Source organism: Agrobacterium sp. MA01 (genome assembly GCF_009650195.1).
In the GTDB taxonomy this organism is placed as follows: Bacteria; Pseudomonadota; Alphaproteobacteria; order Rhizobiales; family Rhizobiaceae; genus Allorhizobium.
Map to the genome: position 1 here is coordinate 1,282,147 of NZ_CP045854.1, position 23,480 is coordinate 1,305,626.

25 protein-coding genes are annotated in these 23,480 nt (G+C 60.6%); 18 read left to right on the plus strand and 7 right to left on the minus strand.

Features of this window, described 5'->3' with window-relative positions; genetic code table 11:
* Positions 1–1,989, minus strand: a complete 1,989-nt coding sequence (locus GH983_RS06190) for a bifunctional diguanylate cyclase/phosphodiesterase (RefSeq protein ID WP_150127406.1) — start codon at positions 1,987–1,989, stop codon at positions 1–3.
* Positions 1,990–2,306: 317 nt separating this feature from the next.
* Between GH983_RS06190 and GH983_RS06195 the strand changes: the two genes are divergently transcribed.
* Entirely contained in the window at positions 2,307–3,350 is a 1,044-nt protein-coding gene (locus GH983_RS06195) for a methyltransferase (protein WP_069043841.1), read from the plus strand.
* An 86-nt stretch (positions 3,351–3,436) separates the two neighbouring features.
* Here the strand turns inward: GH983_RS06195 and GH983_RS06200 are convergent, their stop codons facing one another.
* The 3 genes from GH983_RS06200 to hemB all read right to left on the minus strand — a co-directional run bounded on the left by GH983_RS06200 (position 3,437) and on the right by hemB (position 5,861).
* Positions 3,437–4,198 carry an arginyltransferase gene (locus GH983_RS06200; protein ID WP_069041678.1) on the minus strand — a complete coding sequence of 254 codons (762 nt, stop codon included), beginning with the start codon at positions 4,196–4,198 and terminating at the stop codon, positions 3,437–3,439.
* Positions 4,199–4,317: 119 nt separating this feature from the next.
* Positions 4,318–4,776, minus strand: coding sequence for an RDD family protein (locus GH983_RS06205; protein ID WP_069041677.1), 459 nt, complete (start codon positions 4,774–4,776; stop codon positions 4,318–4,320).
* Between the two features lie 68 nt (positions 4,777–4,844).
* Complete coding sequence (gene hemB / locus GH983_RS06210) at positions 4,845–5,861, minus strand: porphobilinogen synthase (protein ID WP_069041676.1); 1,017 nt, start codon at positions 5,859–5,861, stop codon at positions 4,845–4,847.
* 184 nt (positions 5,862–6,045) lie between these two features.
* Here hemB and GH983_RS06215 point away from each other — a divergent pair, with 184 nt between their 5' ends.
* Both GH983_RS06215 and ldtR read left to right on the plus strand, forming a co-directional pair.
* Complete coding sequence (locus GH983_RS06215; RefSeq protein ID WP_054150564.1) at positions 6,046–6,483, plus strand: DUF6163 family protein; 438 nt, start codon at positions 6,046–6,048, stop codon at positions 6,481–6,483.
* A 132-nt stretch (positions 6,484–6,615) separates the two neighbouring features.
* Complete coding sequence (gene ldtR / locus GH983_RS06220) at positions 6,616–7,125, plus strand: transcriptional regulator LdtR (RefSeq protein WP_054150565.1); 510 nt, start codon at positions 6,616–6,618, stop codon at positions 7,123–7,125.
* Positions 7,126–7,199: 74 nt separating this feature from the next.
* Here the strand turns inward: ldtR and GH983_RS06225 are convergent, their stop codons facing one another.
* On the minus strand, positions 7,200–7,586 hold the full coding sequence (locus GH983_RS06225) for a hypothetical protein (RefSeq protein WP_069041675.1): 387 nt from the start codon (positions 7,584–7,586) through the stop codon (positions 7,200–7,202).
* 326 nt (positions 7,587–7,912) lie between these two features.
* Here GH983_RS06225 and GH983_RS06230 point away from each other — a divergent pair, with 326 nt between their 5' ends.
* From GH983_RS06230 to ribD, 4 genes are all read left to right on the plus strand, one after another.
* Positions 7,913–9,241: a murein L,D-transpeptidase gene (locus GH983_RS06230; RefSeq protein ID WP_054150567.1), complete on the plus strand. Its 1,329-nt coding sequence runs from the start codon at positions 7,913–7,915 to the stop codon at positions 9,239–9,241.
* A gap of 182 nt (positions 9,242–9,423) precedes the next feature.
* Positions 9,424–10,713, plus strand: a complete 1,290-nt coding sequence (gene glyA, locus GH983_RS06235) for a serine hydroxymethyltransferase (protein ID WP_054150568.1) — start codon at positions 9,424–9,426, stop codon at positions 10,711–10,713.
* A gap of 12 nt (positions 10,714–10,725) precedes the next feature.
* Entirely contained in the window at positions 10,726–11,202 is a 477-nt protein-coding gene (gene nrdR / locus GH983_RS06240; protein WP_006727509.1) for a transcriptional regulator NrdR, read from the plus strand.
* 4 nt (positions 11,203–11,206) lie between these two features.
* On the plus strand, positions 11,207–12,295 hold the full coding sequence (gene ribD / locus GH983_RS06245; RefSeq protein WP_153761948.1) for a bifunctional diaminohydroxyphosphoribosylaminopyrimidine deaminase/5-amino-6-(5-phosphoribosylamino)uracil reductase RibD: 1,089 nt from the start codon (positions 11,207–11,209) through the stop codon (positions 12,293–12,295).
* Positions 12,296–12,528: 233 nt separating this feature from the next.
* Here ribD and GH983_RS06255 read toward each other — a convergent pair whose 3' ends face one another.
* On the minus strand, positions 12,529–12,891 hold the full coding sequence (locus tag GH983_RS06255) for a hypothetical protein (RefSeq protein WP_153761950.1): 363 nt from the start codon (positions 12,889–12,891) through the stop codon (positions 12,529–12,531).
* Between the two features lie 328 nt (positions 12,892–13,219).
* Here GH983_RS06255 and ribH point away from each other — a divergent pair, with 328 nt between their 5' ends.
* From ribH to GH983_RS06275, 4 genes are all read left to right on the plus strand, one after another.
* Positions 13,220–13,678 carry a 6,7-dimethyl-8-ribityllumazine synthase gene (gene ribH / locus GH983_RS06260; RefSeq protein ID WP_054150571.1) on the plus strand — a complete coding sequence of 153 codons (459 nt, stop codon included), beginning with the start codon at positions 13,220–13,222 and terminating at the stop codon, positions 13,676–13,678.
* A 3-nt stretch (positions 13,679–13,681) separates the two neighbouring features.
* Positions 13,682–14,161, plus strand: coding sequence for a transcription antitermination factor NusB (gene nusB, locus GH983_RS06265; RefSeq protein WP_054150572.1), 480 nt, complete (start codon positions 13,682–13,684; stop codon positions 14,159–14,161).
* Positions 14,162–14,171: 10 nt separating this feature from the next.
* Positions 14,172–15,398, plus strand: coding sequence for an MFS transporter (locus GH983_RS06270; protein WP_153761951.1), 1,227 nt, complete (start codon positions 14,172–14,174; stop codon positions 15,396–15,398).
* Between the two features lie 154 nt (positions 15,399–15,552).
* Positions 15,553–17,691, plus strand: a complete 2,139-nt coding sequence (locus GH983_RS06275; RefSeq protein WP_069041670.1) for a sodium-translocating pyrophosphatase — start codon at positions 15,553–15,555, stop codon at positions 17,689–17,691.
* 97 nt (positions 17,692–17,788) lie between these two features.
* On the opposite strand, the gene GH983_RS06280 is transcribed toward GH983_RS06275, so the two are convergent.
* A complete protein-coding gene (locus GH983_RS06280; protein WP_054150575.1) occupies positions 17,789–18,292 on the minus strand; it encodes an outer membrane protein assembly factor BamE in 504 nt (167 codons plus the stop codon).
* Positions 18,293–18,533: 241 nt separating this feature from the next.
* On the opposite strand from GH983_RS06280, the gene GH983_RS06285 reads away from it, so the two are divergent.
* The 7 genes from GH983_RS06285 (at position 18,534) to GH983_RS06315 (ending at position 23,429) form a co-directional block, all read left to right on the plus strand.
* The gene (locus tag GH983_RS06285) at positions 18,534–19,073 is read left to right on the plus strand and encodes a ubiquinol-cytochrome C chaperone family protein (RefSeq protein ID WP_069041669.1); all 540 of its coding nucleotides are present in this window, start codon (positions 18,534–18,536) and stop codon (positions 19,071–19,073) included.
* Positions 19,074–19,133: 60 nt separating this feature from the next.
* Positions 19,134–19,694, plus strand: a complete 561-nt coding sequence (locus tag GH983_RS06290; protein WP_069041668.1) for a DUF177 domain-containing protein — start codon at positions 19,134–19,136, stop codon at positions 19,692–19,694.
* A gap of 101 nt (positions 19,695–19,795) precedes the next feature.
* The gene (gene plsX, locus GH983_RS06295; protein ID WP_054150578.1) at positions 19,796–20,842 is read left to right on the plus strand and encodes a phosphate acyltransferase PlsX; all 1,047 of its coding nucleotides are present in this window, start codon (positions 19,796–19,798) and stop codon (positions 20,840–20,842) included.
* Between the two features lie 16 nt (positions 20,843–20,858).
* Positions 20,859–21,830 carry a beta-ketoacyl-ACP synthase III gene (locus GH983_RS06300; protein ID WP_054150579.1) on the plus strand — a complete coding sequence of 324 codons (972 nt, stop codon included), beginning with the start codon at positions 20,859–20,861 and terminating at the stop codon, positions 21,828–21,830.
* A gap of 108 nt (positions 21,831–21,938) precedes the next feature.
* Positions 21,939–22,277, plus strand: a complete 339-nt coding sequence (locus GH983_RS06305; protein WP_054150580.1) for an integration host factor subunit alpha — start codon at positions 21,939–21,941, stop codon at positions 22,275–22,277.
* 126 nt (positions 22,278–22,403) lie between these two features.
* A complete protein-coding gene (locus GH983_RS06310; RefSeq protein WP_054150716.1) occupies positions 22,404–22,937 on the plus strand; it encodes a MerR family transcriptional regulator in 534 nt (177 codons plus the stop codon).
* A 78-nt stretch (positions 22,938–23,015) separates the two neighbouring features.
* Positions 23,016–23,429, plus strand: a complete 414-nt coding sequence (locus tag GH983_RS06315; RefSeq protein WP_153761952.1) for a hypothetical protein — start codon at positions 23,016–23,018, stop codon at positions 23,427–23,429.
* The last annotated feature ends 51 nt before the right edge of the window (positions 23,430–23,480 follow it).

The window sequence follows — 23,480 nt, forward strand, 5'->3', positions numbered from 1 at the left end:
TCAAAGACCGGACACGCTCGCCAGTCGCGGAAAGGACTTGATCTTGACTTCGTCAATCGGCACGGGGCGGCCGAGATAATAGCCCTGGCCGAGTTCTATCCCGAGTTCATGCATCAGCTCGACATGGTCGGCCGTCTCCAGACCCTCGATCAGGATCTTCAGGCCGCGATTGCGGATGAGGCGGATGATGTCCTCGAGCATGGCGCGCCCTGCCGGACGGCGGGCATCCTGCAGGAAGGAGCGATCGATCTTGACAGTGTCGAATGGGAACAGGCGCAGCCAGGAGAGGCCGGCAAAGCCCGTGCCGAAGTCGTCGAGCCAGATGCGGATCCCGAGCGCCTGCAGATCGGTGATGCAGCGGATGACATCCGACTGTCCTTCCATGTCGATGCCCTCGGTGATCTCGAAGGCGAGCTGCGAACCGGAGACGCCGGTCTCTTCAAGGATCGTCGAGACGGCCAGAGCAAAACCGCGCGACTTGAGCTGAATGGCCGAGACGTTGACGCTCGCCATCGGCGCAATGCCGGTCGCGAGCACCTCCGTGCAGGCCCGGCGGATCGCCCAGAGGCCGAGATCGAGGATGGCGCCGGTGCGCTCGGCGACCGGGATGAACTGGGCCGGCGACAGCGGCGTGCCGTCGACCATCTTCATCCGCATCAGCGACTCGACCGCTTCGATGCGGCCGGTGCGAAGGTTCTGGATCGGCTGATAGACGAGATGAACCAGGTCGTTCTTGACCGCCATCCTCAGCGTCGCCGCGATGTTCTCATTGTCGTCGCTGGTCAGCGGATCGTTCGGGTTGAACAGCCGGATGCAGTTGCGACCGTTCGCCTTGGCCGAATAGAGCGCCCGGTCCGCCTCGTTGATGATGCGTTCGAGCTTGGGGCCGCTCTGCGGACGCGTATAGGAGGCACCGACACTGACGGTCACCACCGCCTGACCATCACGTCGCTGGTCGTGGACGAGATGCAGTCCCTCGACGGCGCTGCGGATGATCTCGCAGAGCGCCATGACCTGATCGCGGCCCGTGACGCGTGACAGCACGATGAACTCTTCGCCGCCGTAGCGGCCGACCGATGCATTGAGCGGCTTCAGCGTGTCGTTGAGCACGCTCGCGACCAATATCAGGCAGCGGTCGCCGGCCTGATGGCCATAGAAGTCGTTGTATTTCTTGAAGAAGTCGACATCGACCAAGATCGCAGCAAAGGCCTTGCCTTCGCTCTGCCAGTCGTTCCAGTAGTCGCGGAGTCGCTTGTCGACAGCGCGGCGGTTTTCGACGCCAGTCAGATAGTCAGTGTTGGAGAGGCGCTCGAGCGCGAGCCCACGTTTTTCCGATTCTCGATGTTGGTGCGCCGCTTCAAGCGCGTTTAAGAATACGTTGTAGCGCTCCCCGTTCAGCTTCCAGTTCACGTAAGAGGTGAAAATGAAGCAGGAAACGTAAAAGAGCCCGAAATTGATCGCGTAGACCAGATCGCCGGGGAACATAGCCAGCATACTGCCAAGTAGGATACCCAACACCGCGACAGAGGTAACGACCGACAGCACGAACGGAAAAATGAAAAAGAGGTTGGCCCCCATCATGAAAATGGTGCCGAAGATCATGTAGAGGCGAATACTCTCGACAGCCGTAGTCTGAAGCGCCGGCAGCAACCACACGACATATCCTGCCACGATTGATGCCGCGGAAATCGTTTCGATCACGCTGGCCCTTGCTTTGCCCCAGCAGAAAATCTCAAGGACTACAAGTGACCCCACGCCTACCACGAGGCGGGCGAGGATTGTGGCAGACGCCACGTCCGGGATGAGGACGAGGTCACTGACGGAAAACAGCATGTAGACGAAGACAGCGACCCACAGGCCCTGTCGAGCACTAGTGACGCGGACAGGACCGGTATGGGTCTGATACAGCCTACGCAACGCCGAGACCGGCGCTTGGCTTGGGCAGGTTTTGCCAGTCGCTTCAAGATCGTTGAGGGCAGCGTGCGACATGAAAGGTTCCATTGGTCTCCACTGCGCCGGTTTGGGATGCTTGCTTGATCGGCCCGTTAGTCCGTCTCTCAGCCATCATCCACCCGTGCTTTCTCTGAACATTCCGGCGTTATCCGCATCGGCGAAGGACCCGGCAGGTGTTTTCGTATCCATATTTCAAGTCTCTAGGCATTGGTCCGGCTCGTCACAGGACGACGACCACCGCGCTGTTAACCAAACTCCTCAAAAGTTACCAAATCGAGTCGCGCAATCTCGCAGCTGCACATATGGTAACTGAAGTATTAACGAGGTTTTCGTTGTTCACGGTGGTGCGGTATATGAGTCAAACTGGATTTACACTCGACGGTGAGAGCTTGATTACTCCGGAAGCGATCGCCGCCCATGTCGTCGCGCCGGGTACGGAATGGAGGGATGAGGAGTTAAGGACAGCCCGCACGGCGCTGGGCCTCACCCTCGGAATAGCTTTGCAGCAATTCGAGCAGGGTGCCGAGCCTCGACAGATCATTCATCGGATTGCAGGTTCTCTACACGACATCCGGAAGCGCTATTCGCCCAGCGTCTGGCAGCAGCTGATACCGATCGCCCAACAGCATCCGGTTGCTAGGTACTTCCTGGAAGACCCGTTCACTCGTTGGTCCTTCGAAAAGCCACGCGGTTATTCCGGGGATGCACAGTTGCTCGACTTCATCTACGGGCATCCGAGTGTTGCCGATAGAATTGCGGGGGCGTCGCCTTTGGGTAAAGCTCTCTACAACTACACCAAGGATGCGTCGTCATCAGTTGCAGTCCGCGAGCGTCGTGATCTTCTCACCCAACATGTTGATGAAATTGCTTCTTCGCGCGGCAGCGGAGCGGAAGTTCTGACGATTGCCGCAGGCCACTTGCGCGAAGCCAACCGGTCTTTTGCCTTACAGGAAGGTCGTCTGAAACGTTGGGTCGCGCTTGATCAGGATCCACTCAGTGTAGGTTCGATTAGCCGGGACTTGGGTGGTACCTGCGTGGAAGCAGTTGATGGTTCGGTGCGCGGAATTCTTGCCGGTCGCCATGACTTCGGAAAGTTCGACTTTGTGTACGCGGCCGGGCTATACGACTACTTGAACGACAAAGTTTCCATAAAGCTTACCCAGCGCTGCTTGAATATGCTCAAGCCTAATGGTGTTTTCCTGTTTGCCAATTTTGCCACCGATATCATGGTCGATGGCTACATGGAAACCTTCATGAATTGGGCGCTTTTGTTGCGCTCAGAGACCGACATGAGGCGCATTATCAACGGTAGCGTGGGTGACCTTCCGGTCGAAGCCACCGTGCGCTTCGGCCAGAACAAGAACATCGTCTACGGCATTATCCGCAAACTGTCCTGATATGAGACAGCCCTTCGCAGCGATCCAGCTGCGAAGGGCTGACCTGTCCCGAAATGGGACCGTCCGTCCCACGTCTTTTTATGGATTCAGCCCTCGGAATCGAGGGGGAAACGTGTCCAGCCCTGGTTCATCAGGTGTTCCTGCGGCTGGAAGCGCGTCTTGTAGCCCATCTTCTTCGAGCCCTGCACCCAGTAGCCGAGATAGACATGCGGCAGGCCGAGCGCCTTGGCCCTGCGAATGTGGTCGAGCACCATCATCGTGCCGAGTGACCGCTTTTCCATTTCCGGATTGTAGAACGAATAGACCATCGACAGCCCGTCGCTCATCAGGTCGGACAGCGCAACCGCGATCAGTTCTCCCCGCGGCTGGGCCGAGATGCCGTCGCCCGGTGAGCGCAGCCGGTACTCGATGACCCGCGTCTGCACATGGCTGTCCTCGACCATGATCGCATAGTCGAGCGCCGACATGTCCGACATGCCGCCGTTCTGGTGCCGATGGTCGAGATAGTGGCGGAAGAGAGAGAATTGCTCCGTCGAAGGCTGGGCCGGAAAGACGGTGGAAACCAGATCCGTATTGGCGGCCTCGACGCGTTTGAAGCCACGGCTCGGTTCGAACTCATTGACCAGCACCCGGACCGACACACAGGCGCGGCAGGATTCGCAGGCCGGGCGATAGGCGATATTTTGAGACCGACGGAAACCGCCTTGTGTCAAAAGATCGTTCATCTCCGTCGCACGCTGCCCAACCAGGTGGGTGAACACCTTCCGCTCCATCTCTCCCGAAAGATACGGGCACGGCGCAGGCGCCGTCAGGTAGAATTGTGGGGAGGGGCTGGTCTGCGTGTTCATATGCGGATGAAGAGAATCCTTTGGCGTGACCTGTCAGAAGTAGGATGGCGCAAGAATGAAAAAGGTCAACACTCCGGCGTGATGCCGGAGTGCATTGTCGCAATAGGAGATTGTGACGCTTAGTAGGTTCGTACCGCAGCCGTGCCGAGCAGCAGGTCATGCACCAGGCGCGAACGCTCGATGAACAGGCCGGCGAGAAGCACGAGCGGCGTCAGCACGGAGTTGAGGATCCAGAACAGTGCGAGGTGGGCGACCGCCGTGACGAAGTCGATCTTGCGACCATCGAGGCGGACCATGGCAATGCCCATCATCCGCATGCCCGGCGTGGACTGGGACGGACCCGCCAGAGACATGCCGAAATAGAGACCGGCGACGACGAAGAACAGGATCGGATAGAGAAGCCAGCCGAGGCCAAGCGTCAGGATGCCGAGAAAGAAGACCACCACGGCCGCCGGGATCCAGAGGAGGCCGATGAACAGGTAGTCGACGAGGAAGGCAAAGACGCGCCGCGAAAGCACGCCGCTATAGGCGCGCCAGTCTTCGGGGGCGGCATAGGACGAATTGCTGTCGAGGCTCATATCAGGCTCCTTTGAGGTTGTGCCTCAGATATGGGGAGCCCGATGCCGAATACAATAATCCGTGAACCTCAGCCCTGTTTGGCCAGAAGACGTGCCACTTCGGGTGCGAAATAGGTGAGGATCCCATCGCAGCCGGCCCGTTTGAAGCAGAGCAGCGTTTCCAGCATGGCGCGCTCGCCGTCGATCCAGCCATTGGCGGCGGCAGCCTTGATCTGGCTGTATTCGCCGGACACCTGATAGGCAAAGACAGGAAGCCCGAAGCTTTCCTTGAGGCGCCAGCAGATGTCGAGGTACGGAAGGCCAGGCTTGACCATCAGCATGTCTGCGCCTTCCTCGACATCGAGTGCTGCATCGCGCACGGCTTCGGTGCCGTTGGCCGGGTCGATGTAATAGGTCTTCTTGTCACCCTTCAAAAGGCCGCTGGTCGAGATCGCCTCGCGGTAAGGGCCGTAGTAGCAGGAGGCGAACTTGGTGGCATAGGACATGATGCCGACGCTCTGGTGACCGGCGGCATCCAGCCCGCGGCGGATCGCTCCGATACGGCCATCCATCATGTCGGAGGGCGCAATAATGTCGGACCCGGCATCGGCCTGGGCAACAGCAGCGCGCACCAGCTGATCCACCGTCTCGTCATTGACGATTTCACCGTCGCGCAGGATGCCGTCATGCCCATGGCTGGTGAATGGGTCGAGCGCCACATCGGTGATGACGCCGATATTGGGAACCGCCTTCTTGATCGCAGCTGTTACCTGATTGAGGAGGTTGTTGCCCTTCAGGACTTCCGAGCCGGTCTGATCGCGCAGCTCCATTTCCACATTCGGGAAAGTCGCGAGTGCCGGAATGCCGAGGTCGGCCGCTTCCCTGGCAGCCTCGACCGCCTTGTCGACGCTCATTCTGAAGACGCCGGGCATTGCCGCGATCGGCTCCATGATGCCGGAGCCCGGCACGACAAAGATCGGCCAAATCAGGTCATCGACCGTCAGGCGGTTCTCCAGAACCATGCGGCGCTGCCAGTCGGCCTTGCGCAGGCGGCGCATGCGCCGGTGGCCGGTGACGTCGTCTACCTGATGTGTCTTGTCCGTCATGATCGCGATCCTTCGTCTCTGTCCGGCTGCTGATTAGCACGCCGACCGGGGCTTGCAAAACAGTAGCCTGAAGATGCGTGATCTGTGTTTTGTTGAGCAGGCGCCTGGCAGAGGGGCTGACATCAGCAGGGGAGGGCGGCTAGCCGTGCTGGCGGAGGCATTGTCGCCAGCCTATCTTCCATCCATGGAAGCTGATTCGTCGCAGACACCCATTCGCAGTCTCACCGAGACCATCTTCGTGCTCTTTCTGCGCGTGGTGGCGCTGTCCTGCCTGTGGTTCGGTCTGCAGTACTGGGCGCTCCTTGTCGGCTACAGCCAGAACGGCCTCGGCCGCTTCGATCTCTTGTCGACACCCTGGCGGGTGGCGGCCACAGGGCTTGCGGTCGTGTTTCCGGTCGCCGCCCTCGGCCTCTGGGTTGCTGGCTCGTGGGGGCCGGTGATGTGGCTTCTGGCAGCGGGCGGGCAGATGCTGATGTTCACCGTCTGGCCGGAGATCTTCGGCCGCAACACGCTCGCCGTCACCATGCATTCGGTGGTCTTTGTCGTCTTCGTTGTTTTCCGCCTGGCGTTGTGGCTCGAAGGGAGACACAAGCAGGAGCGTATAACGGTTGATTTACCCTGATCGCAGGCTGGGCTTTAGTAAGCCTCTGTTAAGCCTGCGTTTTAAATAGAATTTTATGCGCATTGGATACGGTCCTCACCAAGGCGGGAGAAAAAACCAACACCGCCAAACAAAACAGTGAGGCAGACCGATATGAACACCAAGCTCAAGCCGCAGCCGGCCACTCTCGACCCGCAGGAAGAAGCGATCCGTTCGCTCTACCTCGAATCCCTCCACCTCGTCGAGCGTCTTCACCGCCGCCTTCTCGACGTCATCAAGGACGAGTTCGACCGCAAGGGTCGCTCCGACATCAACGCCGTCCAGGCACTCCTGCTCTTCAACATCGGCAATTCTGAACTGACCGCCGGTGAACTGCGCTCGCGCGGTTATTATCTGGGCTCGAACGTTTCCTACAACGTCAAGAAGCTCGTCGACCTCGGCTTCATCAACCACCAGCGCTCGCGCGTCGATCGTCGCTCGGTCCGCATCAGCCTGACGGATGCCGGCCAGGAAATCGCCGAGACTGTTGCCAAGCTTTACGAGCGCCACATCGGCTCGATCCAGAAGGTCGGCGGCATCGGCACAGACGAGTTCACCCAGATGAACAAGCTTCTGCAGCGCCTCGACCGCTTCTGGAACGATAGCATCATGTACCGCCTCTAATCCACGAGAGGCTGAGACACCCACGCATTTCCTCCAGTCATGCGGTGGCATTGAGAAGGCGCTAGGTCGCGGGTTCAGCCTGCACCGTAGCGCCTTGTCTCGTTTTGGATCCGTCCCCCGTTTCTCGACCGCAGTTCAGTAATGAGAAACGCTGTAGGCGCCACCGTGTAGCCGCGTTCGGCAAGGAACCGTTTCACCCGTTTTATGTACTTGGGTTTGGGAACCGTATTGTATCGCCCCGCGACCTCTGTGACCTCTCGGCCCACAAGCAAAATGTTGGCTCTCGGTTCGTTGAGCGAGTTGCGGAGGGAATAGATGGTGTGAGGCCCGTCGTAATACATGCCGACGCAATTGCCCATCAAACCGCCTTCGCGTTGGTAGTCGAATTTGGTCAGTAGCTCGACGATGCGCCACCCATCCTCAAAGCTGAACACCTCCACACTGTCATCGACCTCTTCCATAAAAGCCTCCCGCAAATCACCGCGCACATCCGAGGGAATCAGCAAATCCGCGCGCGAGCAAGCGGCCTGAACGATGTCTCGACGACGATCTTTGGACGGGGCCGCCTGCTGCCGACAGCCCCGAATTCGATCTACACACTCCCGTGACGCAACCCTTGGTGACACGAATTGGCCATATTGATATGGGACCGGCGAAGCTAGGAACGGAGGTGCGTCAACAGTCTCCGATCAACCCCGAAATGCATGTCCCTGCCTCTCTGGCGGCGCTTTGTTAACCATGGCGCGGTATGCGTTTGGGACAGGTTCAGGATGAAACGGTAGGAAATATGTCCAAGACGTCTGGAATTGTTGCTCTCTCGCGCCGCTCGCTGTTGCGTGGTGCTGCCGCTGCCGGTGCTGCGGCATTCACCGGACAGGCCATGGCGCAGGATGCAGTCAATGACTTGATCAACGCACCGCGTCGCGGCAACTGGGACGACCAGTTCGACGCCCAGGCGTCGCGCACCGCTGCCGCCGTCACATCGAACACGCCGATGCTGAGCGCCGGCAACCTCGTCAACATGCAGCAGGCGATCGGCCGGTATCAGATGATCGTCTCGAACGGTGGCTGGCCCATGGTCAACGCACCTTCGGCGCTGCGGATCGGCGCCATGGACCCAGCCGTCCAGAGCCTGCGCCAGCGTCTGATGATTGCAGGCGACCTCCCGCAAGAAGCCGGCATGTCCAATTCCTACGATTCCTATGTCGAAGGTGCGGTGAAGCGCTTCCAGGCCCGTCACGGCCTGCCGGAAGACGGTGTTCTCGGCGAATTCACCGTCAAGGCACTGAATGTCAGCGCCGATGTCCGTCTGAACCAGCTCAACACCAATCTGGTGCGTCTGCAGTCGATGTCCGGCGATCTCGGTCGTCGCTACGTCACGGTCAACGTTCCCGGTGCCTCCGTCGAAGCCGTCGAAGACGATCGCGTCGCGCTGCGTAACACCGCTGTCGTCGGCCGTATCGACCGCCCGACCCACATGATCAATTCGAAGATCTACGAGGTCATCCTCAACCCCTACTGGACCGCGCCGCGCTCGATCATCGAGAAGGACATTGTCCCGCTGATGCGCAAGGATCCGACCTATCTGACGCGCAATGCCATCCGTCTGCTCGATGGCAATGGCAATGAAGTCGCGCCGGAAACGGTCGACTGGAATGCGGAGAAGGCGCCCAACCTGATGTTCCGCCAGGATCCGGGCAAGATCAACGCCATGGCCTCCACCAAGATCAACTTCCACAATCCGCACAACGAATACATGCACGACACGCCCCAGCAGGGCCTGTTCAACAAGCTGATGCGCTTCGAATCTTCAGGCTGCATCCGCGTGCAGAACGTGCGCGACCTCGTCACCTGGCTGCTGCGCGACACGCCCGGCTGGTCACGTCAGGAGATCGAGCGCGTCATCACGACCCGCCAGAACAATCCGATCAAGCTGGCCGAAGAAGTGCCGGTTTACATCGTCTACATCAGCGCCTGGTCGACCCGCGACAACATCGTCCAGTTCCGTGACGACATCTATCAGAAGGACGGCGATGCGCAGCTGGCGCTCCAGGCCAATATCGGCGTCGAGCAGTTCGCAGGTTCTGTCGAAGAGGACTTCGTGCCGCTGCAATAAGCGCCTCCACCGCACTTGACCTAACCCAAGCCGCGCCTCGTGCGCGGCTTTTCTTTTTCGGGGGCTGCGGCCATTCGCCTCCGCGCGTCAATTGATCTGCAAATGTCGCTCTCCGTATTGCTCTCGTGACTGCAGAAGTTTAAGACCCCACAGCATCAAACGCTTTTGAGGAGCCAGCGATCATGTCGAACAACGATGCCTTCTTTTCTCGTTCTCTCGCCGATGCCGACCCGGAAATTTTCGGTGCGATCGAGAAGGAACTCGGTCGTCAACGCCACGAGATCGAGCTGATCGCTTCTGAGAACATCGTCTCGCGCGCCGTGCTCGAAGCCCAGGGCTCGATCATGACCAACAAATACGCCGAGGGATATCCGGGCAAGCGCTACTACGGTGGCTGCCAGTTCGTCGATATCGCGGAAGAACTCGCGATCGAGCGCGCCAAGAAGCTGTTCGGCGTCAACTTCGCCAACGTCCAGCCGAATTCCGGTAGCCAGATGAACCAGGCCGTCTTCCTGGCGCTGCTGCAGCCCGGCGACACCTTCATGGGCCTCGACCTGAACTCGGGCGGTCACCTGACCCACGGTTCTCCGGTCAACATGTCCGGCAAGTGGTTCAACGTCGTCTCCTACGGCGTGCGTGAAGACGACCACCAGCTCGACATGGAAGATGTGGCCCGCAAGGCCGAGCAGCACAAGCCGAAGCTGATCATCGCCGGCGGCACCGCCTATTCCCGCACCTGGGACTGGAAGCGTTTCCGCGAGATCGCAGACTCTGTCGGTGCCTACCTCATGGTCGACATGGCCCACATCGCCGGCCTCGTCGCTGGTGACCAGCATCCGTCGCCGTTCCCGCATTGCCACGTCGCGACCTCGACGACCCACAAGTCGCTGCGCGGCCCACGCGGCGGCATGATCCTGACCAACGACGAGGATCTGGCGAAGAAGTTCAACTCGGCCGTCTTCCCGGGTCTCCAGGGTGGCCCGCTGATGCATGTCATCGCCGCCAAGGCGGTCGCCTTCGGCGAAGCGCTGAAGCCGGAATTCAAGGATTACGCGGCCCAGGTCGTCAAGAACGCCAAGGTTCTGGCCGACACGCTGATCAAGCACAATCTCGATATCGTCTCCGGCGGTACCGACAACCACCTGATGCTGGTCGACCTTCGCAAGAAGAACGCCACCGGCAAGCGTGCTGAAGCCGGCCTCGGCCGCGCCTACATCACCTGCAACAAGAACGGCATCCCCTTCGACCCGGAAAAGCCCTTCGTCACCTCGGGTATCCGTCTCGGCACGCCGGCCGGCACCACGCGCGGTTTCAAGGAAGCCGAGTTCACCGAAATCGGCAATCTGATCGTCGAAGTTCTCGACGGCCTGAAGGTCGCCAATTCTGATGAAGGCAATGCCGCCGTCGAAGGTGCCGTTCGCGAGAAGGTCGTTGCTCTCACCGACCGTTTCCCGATGTACCCCTACATGTAAGGCATAAGGCTGATGCGCTGCCCCTTCTGCGGATCGGATGAAACCCAGGTCAAGGACTCGCGACCGGCGGAGGACAACACCTCCATCCGCCGGCGGCGCATCTGTCCGGATTGCGGGGGGCGCTTCACGACTTTTGAACGGGTGCAGCTGCGCGAGCTGATGGTCTTGAAGAAGACTGGCCGCAAGGCACCCTTCGCGCGCGACAAGCTGGTGCGGTCCTTCCAGATCGCACTGCGCAAGCGACCTGTCGATGCCGACCGCATCGAACGTGCCGTGTCGGGCATCGTGCGCCGCCTCGAAAGTTCCGGCGAGACCGAGATATCCTCGGAAGAAATTGGTCTGCAGGTGCTCGAAGCCCTGAAGACCCTCGATGACGTTGCCTTTGTGCGCTACGCCTCGGTCTATCGCGACTTCAGCCATGCCGAAGACTTCGAGAACGTCATTGCCGAGATCAACGCCAAGATCTCCAGAGACAGCACGGCGGATTGACGGCGTGTCCATTACCGCCCGCGACGAACGGCATATGCGGGAGGCAATCGAGCTCTCCCTGAAGCATGTCGGCCGTACCGGCTCCAACCCCTCCGTCGGATGCGTGATCGTCAAGGATGGCGAAGTCGTAGGTCGTGGCGTCACCGCGCTCGGTGGGCGCCCCCATGCCGAACCCCAGGCGCTCGCCGAAGCCGGCGAGAAGGCAAGGGGGGCGACCGCCTATGTCACGCTCGAGCCCTGCTCGCATCATGGTAAGACCCCGCCCTGTGCCAATGCCATCGTCGCGGCCGGCATTGCCCGCGTCGTGGTCGCCGTTGCTGATCCCGATCCGCGTGTCTCGGGCCAGGGGCTCAAGATCCTCGCGGATGCCGATATCGAGGTGACCATCGGCATCCTGCAGAAAGAGGCGCGTCGGGCGATGGCAGGCTATCTCACCCGGCAGACGAAGGGACGTCCGCAAGTGATTCTGAAGCTTGCCGTTTCTTCTGATGGTATGGTCGGTCGCGTTGGCGCAGGCCAGGTCGCGATTACGGGGCCAGAGGCACGCGAAGCCGTGCATCGTCTGAGGGCGCAGTGCGACGCAATCCTGGTCGGCATCGGCACCGCGCTTGCCGACGATCCCGAATTGACGGTCCGGTTGCCGGGTCTCGAAAGCGCCTCGCCGCTCAGGATCGTGCTTGATCGCAAGGCGGAACTACCGGTGACATCCAAGCTTTCCAAGACGGCCCAGGACGTCCCCGTTCTCCTCGCCGTGGCACCCGGCGCAACAGGCAATCGCGCCGCGCTGGTCAGCATGGGTGTGGAAGTGTCGGAGGTTCCGGATGTCGATGGACTGTTGGCGCTGCTTGCGCGGCGGGGTGTCTCGTCACTGATGGTGGAAGGTGGCGCTCGTGTCGCGACCGACATGTTGGCGCGCGGAGTGGTCGACCGGATCGAACTCTACGATTCCGCGGTGACGATCGGAGAAGGCGGTATTCCTTCGCCGATTTCAGCCGGCCGCCTGCCTGCCGGTTTCGTCAAGATCGACGAGAGACAGATCGGAAGCGACCGGCTGCAGATTTTTGAGAGACTGCCTGCGTCTGCCTGGGTTTAACGGAAGAACAGCAGGAACAGAATGATCAGGGGGATCGGTACGCCGATCAGCCAGAATAGAATGCCGCGACCCATGGGGTGCCTCCATCTTTCGTGTTGCGAGGCAACCGCCTCCGGGCGCCTTTCATGACCGGAAACACGTGGGCTCCATGAAAGGTTCCATTGCGCGCGAAAAGCCCCGTGTCCTAGGACACGGGGGGGCAAGGTGGGGTATGGAGGGGAGGCGGAGGTTGATCAGCGGACGTAGAAGGTGACGCCGCCATCGGCAGCCTGATCGGCGCCGACGATATTGGTGAGCTCGACCTTCTGGCCTTCGAGCTTCTGGGCAAGCGAGCGGTTTGCGATCACCGCTGCCTGAATGTGTCGGGCTTCCTGCGAGGTGGGAGAGACCGCGGCGAAGCGTTCATGCGCCGTGTCATGGGTCTTCAGAGAGTCGAGGCGGACGACGTTGAAGGCCTTGGACGACATGGTCTGGATGGTGCTTTCGATCCTGCTGCCGGACATGCCGGCTGCAGAAGGCATGGCGGCATAGCTCTCGGCGCCGAAGGCGATGGCCGACAGTGCAGAGGCACTCAGAACGGTTGCAAAGCGATTCATGTTCCTGTTCCTTTCAAGGATGTTTGCGATGGCGGGGGATTCCGTCGCTCGCTTGCAGGACTGAAGGTGGTGTCGGTTTGTGGCGAAATCCTGGCTCTAAGTTACTGAATTCCATTAAACATTTGTCACGCTGGTTGCCTGATTTTCGCCTGCATTAGCGAGAGTGGAACAATCGGTGCAAAGCCTTGATCGGCCTGACATGATGAGCCGTGCCGGGAACGCAGGTCCGGCCATCAGCAAAAACACTTGCCTTCCGGGAAACGGCGTGGTTTGACCGCGTCTCTGTTCGGCCAGGCGCCGCAATCACATTCAAGATCGGATCAGACCCATGGGAAACAAGACGGCATCGCCGCATTTGCTGATCGTCGAGGCACGCTTCTATGACGACATGTCGGACGCTCTCCTGGATGGCGCGAAACACGCGCTGAAGGAAGCCGGCGCCACTTTCGACGTCATCACGGTGCCGGGTGCGCTCGAAATCCCGCCGGCGATCGCTATGGCACTGGATGCCATGGACGACGAGGGGACACAGTATGATGGCTTTGTCGCGCTCGGCATGGTCATCCGGGGCGAGACCTACCATTTCGATATCGTTGCCAACGAGTCCTCGCGGGCGCTGATGGATCTCGCTGTTTCGGAATCGTTGCCGATCGGCAACGGCATCATGACCGTTGAGAACGACGAGCAGGCCTGGGCACGCGTCAAGCGTAGCGAAAAGGACAAGGGCGGCTTTGCGGCGCGCGCAGCCCTGTCCATGATCGACCTGAAGAAGAAGCTGGGTGGCTGAGTGATGACGGGCGAAGGCAAGCATCCGGTAAAGCCGGCAAACCAGCGCGGTGCAGCTCGTTTGGCAGCTGTGCAGGCGCTCTATCAGATGGACATCGCCGGCTCCGGCGTGCTTGAGGTTGTGGCCGAATATGAAGCCCATCGCCTCGGCCAGGAGGTCGACGGAGAAACCTATCTGAAGGCGGACGCCTCCTGGTTCCGCTCGATCGTCGCCGGTGTCGTGCGCGACCAGACGAAGATCGACCCGATGATCCGTGGCGCCCTGCAGGACGACTGGTCACTGTCGCGCATGGATAGCACCGTGCGCGCCATTCTGCGTTCCGGCACCTTCGAATTGATCGAGCGCAAGGATGTGCCCATCGCTGTTATTGTAACGGAGTATGTCGAGATCGCGCAGGCCTTCTTCACCGAAGACGAGCCGAAGCTGGTCAACGCCGTTCTCGACCGGATTGCAAAGCAGGTTCGCGCTCCGGCGCAGAAGTAGGAATTGGCAGATGGACGCGACGACGGGAGCAGGGCTGGACGGACAATTCTCGACAGCCAAGCGTAACGTCGGTCTGCTTGCCGTGGCCCAGGCAATTCTCGGCTCTGCACCGCCGCTTGCCTTTGCCGTCGGTGGTCTCGCCGGGTTCCAGATGCTCGGCGCCGACAAGTCGCTCTCGACCGCTCCGCTGACGGGTTTCAACATCGGCGTGGCCGTCGGCGCGATCGTGGTGGCAGCGGCCTCCAGGGTTCTTGGCCGCCGCGAAAGCTTCATGGTCGGCGCATTGATGGGTGCGCTCGGCAGCGCACTGGCCGCCTTCTCGCTTATCCAGTCGAACTTCTGGCTCTTTGCCTTCTCGCTTTTGCTCATGGGCATATCTGGGGGCTTCACCCAGAAGATCCGTTTCGCCGCCGCCGACGCATCGCCAAGCTTCTACAAGGGCAAGGCAATCTCCTGGATCCTCGCCGCCGGTATCATCTCCGCCATCGTCGGACCGCAGATCGCCATCTGGTTCAAGGATGCGCTCGCACCTGTGACCTTCGCCGGCGCCTTCCTCGGCATGGTGCCTCTGCTGCTCTGCGCGATCGGTGTCTTGTTCTTCCTGAAGCTGCCGAGCCTTGCTGACAAGAAGGCGGAAGCCTCAGGCCCCGTGCGCCCGTTGCGCGAAATCGTCATGACCCAACGCTTCATGACCGGCATGATCTGCGGCATCAGTTCCTATGCCCTGATGACCTTCATGATGACCGGTGCACCGCTCGCGATGGTCATCGGCTGCGGATTTTCGTCCGACTTGGCGACGCTCGGCATACAATGGCACGTCATCGCCATGTTCGCGCCGAGCTTCTTCACCGGCATGTTGATCACCCGCTTCGGTGCCGAGAAGGTGGTTGCGGGCGGCCTGCTGATCCTCATGGCGTGCGCGGTCGTCGCCCATATGGGCATTGCGCTCTGGAATTTCTGGGGCGCTCTCGTTCTCCTGGGCATCGGCTGGAACTTCGGCTTTATCGGTGCGACCGCGATCGTCGCCTCGAGCTATCGTCCGGCCGAGGCCGACAAGGTGCAGGGTTTCCACGACATCATCCTGTTCTCGACCGTAGCACTTTCGTCCTTCTCCTCGGGCAAGGTGTTCACCGCCTTTGGATGGTCGGTCATGAATCTGGTGATCTGGCCGATCACGATCGCCTGCCTCCTGCTGGTCGTTCTCCAGCTTCGCGCGGCTGCCCGCAAAGCCGCCTGAGTTCCCTTGAGACGGCAAAATATGCGTACTTGACGCCGCTAAAAGCGCGACGCAATCTCGCCACGCGTTGACGAGGTCTCGGAGGAGGGGGCCTGAGTCTGCGAGTCACGGCCCGCGATGAGTGAGGCGCGGGCAATACGGGAGGGTATTGCGAATGACGGTTCTTCTGGGCGTAATTTTATGCGGGTTGCTGTCGGTGGTCTACGCGGTCTGGGCGACACGCTCGGTGCTTGCAGCTGATCAGGGCAATGCCCGAATGCAGGAAATTGCAGGCTATATTCGCGAGGGTGCTCAAGCTTACCTCACTCGGCAATACCTGACCATCGCGATCGTCGGCGCCGTCGTCTTCGTCGCCACCTGGCTTCTTCTCTCGGGCACCGCTGCCATCGGCTTTCTGATCGGTGCCGTCTTGTCGGGGGCTGCCGGCTTCATCGGCATGCATGTCTCGGTCCGTGCCAATGTGCGCACCGCCCAGGCCGCTTCCCACAGTCTGGCGGCCGGTCTCGACATAGCCTTCAAGTCCGGCGCCATCACCGGCATGCTGGTCGCAGGTCTCGCTTTGCTCGGCGTCTCCATCTACTTCTACATCCTGACCGCAATACTCGGTCATGAAAGCGGCTCGCGTGCCGTCATCGATGCGCTTGTCGCGCTCGGCTTCGGCGCCTCGCTGATCTCGATCTTCGCCCGTCTGGGCGGTGGTATCTTCACCAAGGGCGCCGACGTCGGTGGGGACCTCGTCGGCAAGGTGGAAGCCGGCATTCCCGAAGACGATCCGCGCAACCCGGCAACAATCGCCGACAACGTCGGTGACAATGTCGGCGACTGCGCCGGCATGGCGGCAGACCTGTTCGAGACCTATGCGGTCTCCGTCGTTGCCACCATGGTGCTTGCTGCGATCTTCTTTGCCGGTTCGGCCGTGCTCGATATTGCGATGATCTATCCGCTCGCCATCTGCGGCGCCTGCATCATCACCTCGATCATCGGCACCTTCTTCGTCAAGCTCGGCACCAGCGGCTCGATCATGGGCGCGCTTTACAAGGGTCTGATCGTCACCGGGCTCCTGTCCGTGGCAGGTCTCGCCATTGCCACGTCGCTGACCATTGGCTGGGGTTCCATCGGCACCGTTGCCGGGATGGACATCACCGGTGTGAACCTGTTCATCTGCGGCATTCTGGGCCTCGTGGTGACGGCGCTGATCGTTGTCATCACCGAGTATTACACCGGCACCAACAAGCGCCCGGTCAACTCGATCGCCCAGGCCTCGGTCACCGGTCACGGCACCAACGTCATCCAGGGTCTGGCGGTCTCGCTGGAATCGACCGCACTTCCCGCCATTGTCATCGTCGGCGGTATCATCTCGACCTACCAGCTTGCCGGCCTCTTCGGCACGGCGATCGCGGTTACCACCATGCTGGGCCTCGCCGGCATGATCGTCGCCCTCGACGCTTTCGGCCCGGTCACGGACAATGCCGGCGGTATCGCCGAAATGTCGCATCTGCCGCCTGAAGTCCGCAAGTCGACAGACGCGCTCGATGCCGTTGGCAACACCACCAAGGCCGTCACCAAGGGTTATGCCATCGGCTCTGCCGGCCTCGGCGCGCTCGTGCTCTTTGCGGCCTATTCCAACGACCTGGCCTACTTTGCCGCAAACAGCGCCCAGTACCCGTATTTCGCGGACATGGGACCGATCTCCTTTGATCTCTCCAACCCCTATGTCGTCGCCGGCCTCATCTTCGGCGGTCTGATCCCCTACCTCTTCGGTGGTATCGCCATGACGGCAGTCGGCCGCGCAGCCGGCTCGATCGTTGAGGAGGTCCGGCGGCAGTTCCGCGAGAAGCCGGGCATCATGCAGGGGACCGAAAAGCCTGACTATGGCCGGGCGGTCGACATCCTGACCCGCGCCGCCATCAAGGAAATGATCATTCCCTCGCTGCTGCCGGTTCTGGCGCCGCTCGTCGTCTATTTCGGCGTGCTCCTGATTTCCGGCTCCAAGGCTTCCGCCTTTGCAGCCCTTGGCGCCTCGCTGCTCGGCGTCATCGTCAACGGCCTGTTCGTCGCCATTTCGATGACCTCCGGTGGTGGTGCCTGGGACAATGCCAAGAAGAGCTTCGAAGACGGCTTCATCGACAAGGATGGCGTGAAGCACCTGAAAGGTTCGGACGCCCACAAGGCCTCTGTCACCGGTGATACGGTCGGCGATCCCTACAAGGATACCGCAGGGCCTGCCGTCAATCCGGCAATCAAGATCACCAACATCGTTGCGCTGCTGCTGCTCGCCGTTCTCGCGGGCTGAGGCGAAGATGCCAAAACAAAAAGACCGCGGAAGGAAACTTCCGCGGTCTTTTTCATGTCTCTATGGGCCGAGGGCATAGCTCCCTCGGCGGATGGTCTCAGTAATTGCTCAGGATATTGCGGACGCTGTTGGCTGCGCCACCGCCACCAGCCAGCAGCTGCTGCAGGAATGTGAGATCGCGACCGCCGGTCGGCGTCGTGCGGGAAATCGTGTCGAACACCTTGCCGTCCTGCAGCGTGTAGTTCGCACGCTGCGCAACGACGCCGTCCTTGTCGAAGTAGATGGCGAGGATCTGCTGGTCGACGAGGCGCTGCTTCATGAAGGCGACCGGGCGGGTGCGCTTCTGGGAGATGTAGTAGAAGACTTCGCCGTCGAAGGTCGCCGTGGTCGACGGCGTGCCAAGCGAGAGAAGGACCTGTTCGCGGCTGGAACCGACCGGCACCAGATCCAGCGCAGCCTGATCAACGACATAGCCGTTGTGGAAGACCTCGGAGGTCTGGCAGGCGGAGAGGCCGATGGTGACGGCAAGAGCAAGTGCGGTCGTGCTCAGGAGCTTCCTGTCCGACTTGAAAATCCTGATATTCACGCAAACGTCTCCCATGACTGTCGATGGCACCTGACGGAGCCTGATCGCTTCTGCGCATAGCATTGTGGCCTTTCCGGGGAAAGCCGCCGCAAAGCTTGCGCTGCCGATTTGCCGATCAATCTGCCACGAGATGCGGCATCCGTGCCGGATATCGGCATTGCAATTCACGCCTGCTTCGGTAAACCAGCTTTCGCAATCATGCAACACGACCACGTCCGGGCTCACCACTTCGGCCGGCTCTTTTTGGTGGAATTGGATGGTATTCGGCTTCTTTCGGCAGAAAAGAAACAATCAGGTGATCGTCGAGCGCCAGTACGGGGCTTTGACGGCGGCGGCGCGCACGCCCGCATTCTATCTCGACATGAATGTTCCGGACACCGTGATCGGCCGGTTCGAGCTGTTGACGATCATGCTGATTCTCTATTTTCGCCGCACGGCGAAATCTCCGCGCAGCGGCCAGGAGATCGCCCAGAACATCATCGACGCCTTCTTTGAGGATGTCGATCACTCCATCCGCGAACTGGGCGTCGGCGATCCCGGCGTGCCGAAGCGCATGAAGAAGCTCGCCGGCATGTATTATGGTCGACTGGAGTCCTACGCGGCGGCACTGGATAAAAACGACCGCGAAGCGCTTGGCGCCGCGCTGAAGCGCAACATTCATCCCGAAGAAGGCGAGGCGGCTCCCTCCATGCAGGCGCTAGCCGACTGGATGTTTGCAGCCGAGCAAGCGCTGGCCGCCCTGGATGAAAACGAAATCGAGACGGGCATGGCCCGCCTGGCCGTCCCGGGAGCCTGAGCAGCGGCAAGCGCTTGGAGCGCAGAGGTCGCACCGGACGGTAGAACAAGGATTGACGACATGACAGGCAGCAATGCAAGGGACCCTCGCGAGTTCACCTATCTGGTGAAAGTCGCCCATATCTCCGCCAACCCGGTACAGGTCCATGTGGAAGCCGACGAGCGTGAGCGCGCGGGCCTTGCGGACCTCTGGAACGTGGAGGCGGTCAATCGGCTGTCCGCCGACCTGCAGATCGCCCGCTGGAAAAAGGACGGTGTACGCATCAAGGGGAATGTCACGGGCGAACTCGTGCAGGCCTGCGTCGTCACCCTGGAACCGGTGGTCTCCACGATCGATCAGGAGATCGACCAGATCTTCGTGCCGGAGGGATCCAAGCTTGCCCGCATCGTGCTCGATGGCGCCGGTGAGATGGTGCTCGATCCGGATGGTCCCGACCTTCCCGAACAGTTTACCGGTGACACGATCGACGCCGGCGCGCTGGTCGCCGAATTCGCCGCTCTCGACATCGATCCCTATCCGAAGAAAGAAGGCGTTGCCTTCTCCGGACACATCGAAAGCAAGGCTGAAGAAGACAAGAAGCCGTCGCCCTTTGCGGTCCTGAAAGACTGGAAAAAGGACTGATCATCCCCCATCTGCACCTGCGGGTGGGTTGTGTGCCGAGTGAAAAGCGCTATTTTGGCCGAAAATATCGCTGACCAGCGATGAAGAAGGGTCAGGTCTAAGTGATCAGAATTTCTGTCGACGTCATGGGTGGAGACTTCGGTCCCGAGGTCGTCATCCCCGGAGCCGCCAAGGCACTTGAGCGTCATCCCGATGTAACCTTCCTTCTCTTCGGCCAGCAGGAACGCTGCCTGCCGATCCTCGCGCAGTTTCCCAAGCTGAAGGAAAAGTCGACCTTCCACCACTGCGACATCTCCGTCACCATGGATGAGAAGCCGAGCCAGGCGCTTCGCCGCGGCCGCTACGTCTCCAGCATGTGGCGCTCGATCGAGGCGGTGAAGTCCGGCCAGGCCGATGTGGTCGTCTCGGCCGGCAACACCGGCGCGCTTATGGCCATGGCGAAATTCTGCCTGCGCACCATGGCGACCATCGAGCGCCCGGCGATCGCCGCGATCTGGCCGACGTTGTCGGGCGAGAGCATCGTGCTCGATGTCGGTGCCGGCATCGGTGCCGATGCGCAGCAATTGCTCGACTTCGCCGTCATGGGTGGCGCCATGGCGCGCGCGCTCTTCGAAATCGAGAAGCCCATGGTTGGCCTTCTCAATGTCGGCGTGGAGGAGATCAAGGGCCAGGAAGAGGTCAAGGAAGCCGGGCGCCTCATTCGCGAGGCCGGCCTCGACACGATCGACTATTATGGCTTCGTTGAAGGGGATGACCTCGGCAAAGGCACTGTCGACGTCGTCGTCACCGAAGGCTTTACCGGCAACATCGCCCTCAAGACTGCAGAGGGCACGGCCAAGCAGATCGCCGAATACCTGCGCGCGGCCATGTCGCGCACCTGGATGGCCAAGCTTGGCTACATCCTGGCAAAGGGCGCCTTTGATCGCCTGCGCGAGAAGATGGACCCGCGCAAGGTCAATGGCGGTGTCTTCCTCGGCTTGAACGGCATCGTCATCAAAAGCCACGGCGGCACGGATGCCGAAGGCTTTGCGGCGGCTCTCGATGTGGGCTATGACATGGCCCGGAACGGTCTCACCCAGAAGATCGAAAACGACTTGAAAAAATATCACGCGCGGCACCCGTCTCCGGCCGGCCCCGAAGCGGCGTGAAAGGTAGGAAACTCCAATGATCCGTTCTGTAGTTCGCGGTTTCGGAGCAGCGCTCCCGAAACGGGTTATGACCAATGCTGATCTCGAAAGCCTGGTCGAAACCTCAGACGAGTGGATTGTTCAGCGTACCGGCATCAAGCAGCGCTACATCGCAGGTGAAGGCGAGACGACGGCATCGCTGGGTGCAGCGGCAGCTCAGGAAGCGCTCGATCGCGCAGGTCTGACGGCTGCCGACATCGACCTGATCATCTGTGCGACCTCGACGCCCGACAACACCTTTCCGGCGACGGCCGTCAACATCCAGAACCGTCTCGGCATGCATCACGGCTTCGCCTTCGATGTTCAGGCCGTCTGTTCCGGCTTCGTCTATGCCATGGCGACGGCTGATCTCTATATCCGCGGCGGCATGGCCAAGCGTGTGCTGGTGATCGGCGCCGAGACCTTCTCCCGCATCCTCGACTGGACCGACCGCACGACCTGCGTTCTGTTCGGCGACGGTGCTGGTGCGCTGGTGCTCGAGGCGGCCGAAGGCGAGGGGACGGTTGCAGACCGCGGCGTTCTCACCTCGAACCTGCGCTCGGACGGCGCCCATCGTGAAAAGCTCTATGTCGATGGCGGTCCCTCGACCACAGGCACGGTTGGTCATCTGCGCATGGAAGGCCGCGAAGTCTTCAAGCATGCCGTCGGCATGATCACCGACGTCATCGAGGCTGCGTTCACGGCGACCGGTACGACCGCTGACGACATCGACTGGCTGGTCCCGCATCAGGCCAACAAGCGCATCATCGACGGCTCGGCGAAGAAGCTCGGCATTCCCGATGAGAAGGTCGTGATCACCGTCGACAAGCATGGAAATACGTCTGCGGCATCCATTCCGCTGGCCCTTGCGACGGCGGCCAGCGACGGCCGGATCAAGCAGGGAGATCTGGTGATGCTCGAGGCCATGGGCGGCGGCTTCACCTGGGGCGCCGTGCTGGTGCGCTGGTAGCATTTGAAACCCTAAAAATTGCGCATCGACAAGCACTTGACCGTTGCGGCCAAGGGCAATAGTCTCTGCCCAATTCAACAAGATCATTGATTTAGGCGGGCGAGAACAATGGCCGGAAAGACAGTGACGCGTGCGGATTTGGCAGAATCAGTCTTTCGCAAGGTCGGTCTCTCCCGGACGGAATCCGCCGAACTCGTGGAAACGGTCATCGACGAGATTTGCAATGCCATTGTGCGTGGTGAATCCGTGAAGCTTTCGTCCTTCGCCACCTTTCAGGTTCGTAGCAAGAACGAGCGAATCGGCCGTAATCCGAAGACCGGCGAGGAAGTGCCGATTTCTCCCCGTCGGGTGATGACGTTCAAGGCGTCCAACGTTCTCAAGCAGCGCATTCTTCGCGCTCATATAGCCCGCAAGGCCAAGCAGAAGCCGGTCAATCCGGCCGCCTGAGAAAAGACCAAAATCGGTGGAGCATCGTGCCGCCGGTCATCGAGCGCTTGAAAACCAGCCCTCACCCCGTTGAAATGTGATCCGAGTCGCGCGCCCGCGTGATCTTCGAGGAGCGCTGTGATGCAGTTGGACAAGAGCCCGGATGCTTTCCGCACGATCAGTGAAGTCGCTGATGACCTCGACCTGCCGCAGCATGTCCTGCGCTTCTGGGAAACCCGCTTTCCGCAGATCAAGCCCCTGAAGCGCGGCGGCGGTCGGCGCTACTATCGTCCCGACGATGTCGAACTGCTTAAGGGCATCCGCCATCTGCTCTACGATCAGGGTTATACGATCAAGGGCGTGCAGAAGCTTCTGAAGACCAACGGCAACAAGTTCGTCATGGCCGTTGCCACCGGCGATGTCGCCACCATGGAAGCGCTTGTTGCCGCCAATGCCTCTAAGAACGACGAGCCGAAGGTCAATCTCGACGAGGACCAGGTCGTCGGCCGACCCAAGGTGCGCACCAGCGGTCGTTTCTTCGGCTTCGGTGGCGGTGCCAATGATGACGCACCGGAAATCTCGGTCGGCAAGGGCTCCGTCGGCAAGGAAGACCGTGCGCTCTTGCAGGAGGCACTCTTCGACCTGCTCGAATGCAAGCGGCTGCTCGACCAGGTGCGGTGATAACGCATCGTTCCGTTGAACGGAACACCGCTGACCTTGAGGCGTTGAAGGACCGACACGCAACCCGCGCGAGGCTCCATGAAACGGCTTTTTATCACACTCCCACTTCTCTCCCTGCTCGCCGCCGCCCCGGCGCTTGCGCAGCAGGCGGCAACGTCGTCTGGCGCCACCGAGGCCAGACCTGCTACCGTAGAGGATGCCTGCATCTTCGTGGCGAAGAACATGCTGATGGTCAAAGATCTCAAGGTCGGCGTTGTCCAGGCCTTTCCTGAGCTTGATCCGCCAGGAGCAAGGCTGACCTATTCCACCCGGATGGACAGCGAACCGCAGGACATTTCTGACGAGATCGAGTGCCAATTCGAACATGACGCTGAACCGCTGCAGGTCACGCGCTTCTGCATGGACCTGACCTGTTACGCCGCAAACAGCGAAGAACCCGAAGAACGCCGGCGCTTCGAGGAAATCAGAGCACTGATGCAGCGTCTGAACTGATCATCCTCTCATTTTTTCGTCCGCGCTGGAGTTTCCCCTTGCGCAGAAATG